At 62.4% G+C, this 7,149-nt stretch carries 7 protein-coding genes; 3 read left to right on the forward strand and 4 right to left on the reverse strand.

What is annotated here, in order from left to right; genetic code table 11:
- Positions 1-129 precede the first annotated feature (129 nt).
- Positions 130-582, reverse strand: coding sequence for a transcriptional regulator NrdR (gene nrdR / locus B3C64_RS02580; RefSeq protein WP_414632149.1), 453 nt, complete (start codon positions 580-582; stop codon positions 130-132).
- Between the two features lie 147 nt (positions 583-729).
- On the opposite strand from nrdR, the gene lexA reads away from it, so the two are divergent.
- Positions 730-1,509: a transcriptional repressor LexA gene (gene lexA / locus B3C64_RS02585; RefSeq protein ID WP_291533535.1), complete on the forward strand. Its 780-nt coding sequence runs from the start codon at positions 730-732 to the stop codon at positions 1,507-1,509.
- A 32-nt stretch (positions 1,510-1,541) separates the two neighbouring features.
- On the opposite strand, the gene B3C64_RS02590 is transcribed toward lexA, so the two are convergent.
- The 3 genes from B3C64_RS02590 to hflX form a co-directional block, all read right to left on the reverse strand.
- On the reverse strand, positions 1,542-2,480 hold the full coding sequence (locus tag B3C64_RS02590; protein ID WP_291533520.1) for a cation diffusion facilitator family transporter: 939 nt from the start codon (positions 2,478-2,480) through the stop codon (positions 1,542-1,544).
- 266 nt (positions 2,481-2,746) lie between these two features.
- A complete protein-coding gene (locus tag B3C64_RS02595; protein WP_291533521.1) occupies positions 2,747-3,709 on the reverse strand; it encodes an L-lactate dehydrogenase in 963 nt (320 codons plus the stop codon).
- Positions 3,710-3,910: 201 nt separating this feature from the next.
- On the reverse strand, positions 3,911-5,371 hold the full coding sequence (gene hflX / locus B3C64_RS02600; protein WP_291533536.1) for a GTPase HflX: 1,461 nt from the start codon (positions 5,369-5,371) through the stop codon (positions 3,911-3,913).
- Between the two features lie 160 nt (positions 5,372-5,531).
- Here hflX and B3C64_RS02605 point away from each other — a divergent pair, with 160 nt between their 5' ends.
- Entirely contained in the window at positions 5,532-6,143 is a 612-nt protein-coding gene (locus tag B3C64_RS02605; RefSeq protein ID WP_291533522.1) for a class I SAM-dependent methyltransferase, read from the forward strand.
- On the forward strand, positions 6,140-7,149 hold a 1,010-nt coding region (locus B3C64_RS02610), incomplete at its 3' end, for a DEAD/DEAH box helicase (RefSeq protein ID WP_291533524.1). The genes B3C64_RS02605 and B3C64_RS02610, both read left to right, overlap by 4 nt.

Consider the following 7,149-nt stretch of genomic DNA (forward strand, 5'->3'; position numbering starts at 1 on the left):
CGGTCCCGTCTTCCATATCCGACTTCGCGGCACTCGGGTCTCCGCCCGTCATCGTTCCGATTGCCCGTTGTCGTTTCATGATCGGCGTTCCGCACATCGGCGCCACGCCTAACGATGCGGCGGTTTCGACTACCTCTCCGTTTCGGACTGCAATGCGTCGATGGCCCGCTGGAAGTCCTCCAGGCTTTCGAAATTCTGGTACACGCTGGCGAACCGCATGTACGCGACCACATCCAAGTCACGCAGCGGCTTGAGAATCGCCTTGCCGATGTCCGCGGATTTCACCTGGGCCAGTCCCCTCGCCCGCAGATCCTCCTCGACCTGCTGCCCCAATGTTTTCAGATCGTCTTCCCTGATCGGACGCCCCTGGCACGCCTTGCGCACGCCGGAAATCACCTTGTTCCGGTCGAACGGTTCCACGTTGCCGGAGCGCTTCACCACCAACAGCATCGTGGTCTCCAATGTGGTGAAACGCTTGGAGCATTTCGGACATTCACGCCTACGGCGGATGGAATGGCCATCCTCGCTGATGCGGGTATCGACCACCTTCGTATCTGGATTCTGACAAAACGGGCAATGCATGGTGTCAAGAATAGACCAAACCATTGAATTATAGTGGCTTTGACTGTTTTTTCCATTGCAATCTCATGGATTGGGACCTTTCCGATAACCGGTCGCGGTCCCGTTATGGCACATCTGTTCGATACCCCGACCATATGTATCGAACAGATGTTTGATTTTCTTGCCGTTCCACGTTATGCTGAAAGGCATATCAGAAAGGAGCCCACCGTGAGCACCATCCCTTTCCCTTCCGGCAAGAACGCGGCGCGCCCGGACGAAAGCACGTTGACCGACCGTCAGCGCAAAGTGCTGAACGCCATCACCACGCATCTCGCGGAACGCGGTTTCGTTCCTTCCTTCAGGGAAATAGGCGAGGCATCGGGGCTGAAAAGCCCTTCCTCGGTGAAGCACCAACTCCAAGTGCTTGAGGAAAAGGGCTTCATCAGAATGAACGCCAACAAGGGGCGTGCCATCGAAGTGGTCGGGGTCGACGAGGGCGCCAATCGTTCCAATACTCCGGCGGCCGACATCATCCCGTTCCCGACACCGGACGAATCCAGCGAATCCATCATGGCGTCGCATGACGTTCCGCTTGTCGGCCGTATCGCGGCCGGCGCTCCCATCACCGCGGAACAGCACATCGATGACGTGATGCGTCTTCCGGAAAGGCTCACCGGCACCGGAAAACTCTTCATGCTTGAGGTCCATGGCGATTCGATGGTCGACGCCGCCATCTGCGACGGCGATTTCGTCGTGGTGCGCGAGCAGAGCAACGCGGAAAACGGCGACATCGTCGCCGCGCTGCTGGATGACGAGGCGACGGTGAAAACCTTCCGCAAAGACCATGGGCATATCTGGCTGATGCCCCACAATCCCGCCTACTCCCCCATCGACGGAACCCATGCGCAGATCATGGGCAAAGTCGTCACCGTGCTTCGCAAGATCTGAGCCATACCCGACGAATATCCGGTGCGGGCGTGTCATGAATGCATTTCGGCTTTGCTCGCCGAACTGTATCCTTCCGGTTCGAGCTGGAATGTGGTATGCGGCACGGAGACGGTGAAATGCTCGCGCAGGCAATCCTGCAGTTGGGAAAGAATCTCCGCGGCGTCATCCATGCTCAGCCCCCGCTCCACGACCACGTGGGCCATAAATATCGGCATGCCCGTCGCTACCGTGCTGGCATGCAAATCGTGCGCCGCCACGACATGCGGCACACGTTCGAGGTGCGCGCGCACCTCATCGAGGTCCAATCCTTTCGGTGTCTCCTCCAAGAGCACGCGAACCGCGTTGCGCAGAAGAACGAGCGCGCGCGGAATCATCATCAGCGCGATGACACCACCGGCCACGGCGTCGAAGCCGGTCCAACCCGTGCTGATCAACACGATTGCGGATACGATGACGGCGACAGAGCCCAGCGCGTCGTTCATCACTTCCAGAAACGCGGCCTTCATGTTCATGTTGTCCTCGCTCTGCGAGGCGAGGATGAATATGGAGCCCACATTGGCGGCGAGGCCGATAACGCCCATGAACAACAGCAGACGAACATCGTGGATTCCATCGGCGGAACCTCCGAACAAGCGCATGCCGGCCTCGACCAGCGCATATACGCCGACGAGCAGCAGCACCAACGCGCCGACCGCCGCGGTAAGCACTTCGAGTCTGGCCCAACCCCAAGTGCGCTTGCTGTTCGGTTTGCGTCGCATCAATATCGCGGTAACGGTGGAGGCGATCAATACCGACATATCGGTGAGCATATGCCCCGCATCTACGAGCAGGGCCAGTGAATCCGTCAGCACCGCGCTGACCACTTCCGCCATGAACACCGTCGAGGTGAGGGCGAGCGAAAGCATCAGCCGGCGCTGGTGCCCCGCGTTCCCATCAACCGTCCTATGCATGTTTCCATGATCATGCGCCATGCGATTTCCATTCCGTCATATCCGTAATCCGTAGCATTGGGAAAGCGAACTGAAATCGCTTCTCAATACCATTTTCATTTGCCGTGAAACGCGGAAACCCCAGCCCGAAGGCTGGGGTTTCCAGTGGTGAGCCCAACGACCCACCATCGTGCTGACGTATTCATGACGACATATGGGTGCCGAACCGTCGAACAGTTCAAAGACCCGCGCGCCGAACGCGCATGGCCTCGACCATCACGGCCGACGTTCCGCCGCCATGCCGCGCATCAGAAGCCGAACTGGGCTGCGGTCTCCTTCAGCGTCTCCGCGGAGCGCTTCAGGGCGGCCAGCTCGCCGTCGGACACCGGGGTGTTGATGGCGGTGTTGACGCCGGAGCGGTTCAGCAGGGTCGGCACGGACATGCACACGTCGGAGATGCCGTGGAAGTCGTGCAGCATGGAGCTCACCGGCAGAATGCGGTTGGAGTCGCGCAGCACGGCCTCGACGATGTCGACGCCGGACATGCCGATGGCGTAGTTGGTGGCGCCCTTGCCGTTGATGATCTTGTACGCGGCGTTCTTGACTTCCTGGTGGATCTTCTCACGAACGTCGGCGTCCAGAGGAGCGTGGCCCGGCAGCGGAGCCCAGTCGCACATCGGGACGCCACCGATGGTGGCGGAGGACCACAGCGGGACTTCGGAGTCGCCGTGCTCACCGGCGATGTAGGCGTGCACGTTCTTGACGTTGACGCCGGTCTGCTGGCCGATCAGGAAGCGCAGACGAGCGGAATCCAGGTTGGTGCCGGAGCCGAACACCTGGTTCGCCGGAAGACCGGAGATCTTCTGTGCGACGTGGGTCGCGATGTCGACCGGGTTGGTGATGAGCATGTAGATGGCGTTCGGGGCGACCTTCACCAGACCAGGAATGATGGCGTTGAGGATCTTGATGGTGGCGCCGACCAGCTCCAGACGGGACTGGCCCGGCTTCTGGCGCGGACCCGCGGTGATGACGATCATATCGGCGTCGCGGCAGATCTCCGGGTCGTCGGAACCGGCGATGGACACGGTCGGGTAGAAGCTGGAGCCGTGCTGCATGTCGAGCACCTCGGCCTCGACGCGTTCCTTGGCGATGTCCTCGAGCACGATCTCGCGGGCGACGCCACGCTGGGCGGCCGCGAAAGCGAGCGTGGAACCGACAGCGCCGGCACCGATGATAGCGAGCTTCGTGGGCTTAATTAGTGAATCCACCATGTGCTTACCTCTCCTTAGCAAGAATGTCCCGCTGATGGCGGGTTTCTCTGAGATTTTCTTTTTTACTCTATCTACACATCATGACGTTTCACCATGGCGAAACATGGCGGAAAGTGGCGAAAAAGTGATTTGCGTCACACTCGCTGTGAGCGCTCACAATCATGCGAGCCCGTTGCGCCGCAGTCGATTGCCGCCGTCATGTCAGCCAATCGACTGCTCGACGATTTGCGCGGCCAGCCGATCGTCGACCTCGGCTTCCAGCCTCATGCCGTCATCCCGGTATTCGACGTCGAGCACCTTGCCATACTCGCGCACGCGCGACATCAGCGAACCCGCGGAATACGGCAGCAGGGCCTCCACGTGCACGTGGGGCGTCGGCAGTTCCGATTCGATCCGCGCGCGCAACCCGTCCACGCCCTCGCCGGAGAACGCCGAAACGATATAGGCGTCCGGCATCAGCGCCTCGATCCGGCCACGCATCGTCTCCGACATGCGGTCGGCCTTGTTGAACACCACGATCGTGGGAATGTCCCCCACGCCGTCGATGTCCGAAAGCACATCGTCGACGGCGTCGATCTGTGAGAACGGATCCGGATGGGAGCCATCGACCACGTGCACGATCAGATCGGCCTCGGCAACCTCCTCCAACGTGGATTTGAACGCCTCGATCAGCTGCGTGGGCAGACGGCGCACGAAACCCACGGTGTCGACGTACGCATACAGGCGGCCGTCCTTGGCGCGTGCGCGACGCACGGCGGTGTCCAGCGTCGCGAACAACGCGTTCTCCACCAATTCGGCCGATCCCGTCAAACGGTTGGTCAACGACGATTTCCCGGCATTCGTGTAGCCGACCACCGCGACGGTGGGCAGGCCGTAACGCCGGCGCGCGCCGCGCTTCACCTCTCGCGCCGGCGCCATCTGCGCGATCTGCCGGCGCAGTTTGGCGATGCGGCTACGAATCACACGGCGGTCCATCTCGATTTTCGTCTCGCCCGGTCCGCGCGAGCCGATGCCGGCGTCACCCGCCGCGCGGCCACCGGCCTGGCGTGACAGCGAGCCGCCCCAGCCGCGCAGTCGCGGCAGCATGTATTCAAGCTGCGCCAGTTCGACCTGCGCCTTGCCCTCGCGGGACGTCGCGTGCTGGGCGAAGATGTCGAGAATCACCGCGGTGCGGTCCACGACCTTCACTTTCGTGGCGTCCTCCAACGCTCGACGCTGGCTTGGCGGCAGATCGTCATCGACGACGATGGTGTCCGCCTCGTCCTGCGCCACGATGCCCGCAAGCTCGCGGGCCTTGCCGGAGCCGACGTAGGTCGCCGCGTCCGGCTTGATGCGGTGCTGCAGCAGGCCATCGCAGACCACGGCGCCCGCGGTTTCCGCGAGCGCGGCCAGCTCCCTCAACGATTCCTCGGCCTCCGCCTGCGTGGTGTCCCTGCTCGACCACACACCGACGAGCACGACGCGTTCCAGACGCACCTTGCGGTATTCGACCTCGGTGACATCCTGCATCTCGCCCAAGCCGGCCACATGCTTCAGCGCATTGCGCGATTCGCGCTCCTGCCACTGCTCGTCGTGGGATTCACGGGAGCGTTCCTCGCCGTTGGTATCGAGCAGCACCTCGGATTGGTCAGCGAGAACGCCTCCGACGTCGGCTGCATCCATGTTCTGCTCGATATCGATTTCCTGACTCAATGACACCTCTCACGGTTAAACTATGGTGCTCTTATTATCATCATTTTGCAGAGACCATGGATATCGGGCATTCGCACAGCGGACAGATGCGCGCGGATGCCATGCGGAAGACGATTTTGGAGGAGCTGGCATGGCGCAGGCTGAACAGTATTTCGCGGCGGAACCGCAATCGAAGGATGTGCGCAGGAGGCTGCATGTGACCCTGAGGGGCAATGACGTGGATGTCGAGACATCGAACGGCGTGTTCTCCGGCGGACGCGTGGACCTGGGCACGTCCGTGCTGCTCCGTCAAGCGCCCGAGCCGCCGGAATCCGGCGCGTTCCTTGATCTGGGCTGCGGTTGGGGTCCGATCGCGCTGGCCCTCGGCCTCTCATCACCGGAGGCCGGCGTCTGGGCCCTTGACGTGAACGAGCGGGCGCTGGAGCTGACCCGCCGCAACGCCGAGCTCAACGGCGTGCGCAACATCCATGCCGTCACCGCCGACGAGATTCCCGCGGATCTGGGATTCGACCTGATCTGGTCGAATCCACCCATCCGCGTCGGCAAGGAGGTACTGCACCGGCTGCTGATGACGTGGCTGCCGCGTCTGAACGCGGGTGGCGCCGCGTATCTGGTGGTGCAGCGGAACCTGGGGGCGGACTCGCTGATTCCGTGGCTCGCGGCGCAGCTCGGCGAAGGTTATGAAGTGGGCAAATACGCAAGCTCGAAGGGTTTCCGCGTCATCGAGGTCGTCAAGGCATGAAATTCGAATATCCTTCCCAGTTGCCGGTTTCCGCCGCCCGCGAGGACATCGCCGAGGCGGTGCGCTCCAGCCAGGTGGTGATCGTCTCCGGCCAGACGGGTTCCGGCAAGACCACGCAGCTGCCGAAGATCCTGCTGGAGCTTGGCCGCGGCTCGCATGGCCGGCAGATCGTGCATACGCAGCCGCGCAGGCTCGCGGCCCGCACCGTGGCGGAACGCATCGCCTCGGAGATGGGCGTACGGCTGGGCGACGAGGTCGGCTATCAGGTGCGGTTCACCGACGAGAGCTCGCCGAAGACGCGGCTGCGCGTGGTGACGGACGGCATCCTGCTGGCGCAGATCCAACGCGATCCGAAGCTGATGCAGTACGACACCATCGTGATCGACGAGGCGCATGAGCGAAGTCTGAACATCGATTTCCTGCTGGGGTATCTGACCGCGTTGCTGCCGAAGCGACACGACCTGAAGCTGGTCATCACCTCGGCGACGATCGATTCGGTGAAGTTCCAGGAGCATTTCGAGCATGCGTTGCATGCGAAGGTGCCGGTCATCGAGGTTTCCGGACGCACCTATCCCGTGCAGGTCGTGTACGAGCCGTTGGGCACCGCGCCCGCGCTGATGCGGTCCGTGCCCGGCTTCGAGACCGGCGCGATGCCGGGTGACGCCGATTACGCGGCGCTGTCGGCCGCGCCGAACGCCAAGGACGCGCATGATTCGACCATCGACATGCCGACCGCGGTGGCGCGCGCCTGCGCCGAACTGGTCATCCATTCCAGCCACGACCGCGGCCCGCGCGACATTCTGGTGTTCGCGTCCGGCGAACGCGACATCCATGAGTTCGAGAACGCCCTGCGGCGTCATTACGGCCCGCGCGCGGTCGACATGCGCAGGCCCGACGCGATTGAGATCGTGCCGCTGTTCGCGCGCCTGTCCTCCAAGGAACAGCACAAGGTGTTCGAATCGCATACGCATCAGCGCATCGTCATCGCCACGAACGTGGCCGAGAC

Origin of the sequence: Bifidobacterium sp. UBA6881, from assembly GCA_002451435.1 — a bacterium.
Classification (GTDB): Bacteria; Actinomycetota; Actinomycetes; order Actinomycetales; family Bifidobacteriaceae; genus Bifidobacterium.

What these genes read in the sequence shown, in the direction of transcription:
- lexA (WP_291533535.1), top strand. Translation starts at nt 730, where the DNA reads ATGTTTGATTTTCTTGCCGTTCCACGTTATGCTGAAAGGCATATCAGA.
- hflX (WP_291533536.1), bottom strand. Translation starts at nt 5,371, where the DNA reads ATGGATGCAGCCGACGTCGGAGGCGTTCTCGCTGACCAATCCGAGGTG.
- B3C64_RS02605 (WP_291533522.1), top strand. Translation starts at nt 5,532, where the DNA reads ATGGCGCAGGCTGAACAGTATTTCGCGGCGGAACCGCAATCGAAGGAT.
- B3C64_RS02590 (WP_291533520.1), bottom strand. Translation starts at nt 2,480, where the DNA reads ATGGCGCATGATCATGGAAACATGCATAGGACGGTTGATGGGAACGCG.
- nrdR (WP_414632149.1), bottom strand. Translation starts at nt 582, where the DNA reads ATGCATTGCCCGTTTTGTCAGAATCCAGATACGAAGGTGGTCGATACC.
- B3C64_RS02595 (WP_291533521.1), bottom strand. Translation starts at nt 3,709, where the DNA reads ATGGTGGATTCACTAATTAAGCCCACGAAGCTCGCTATCATCGGTGCC.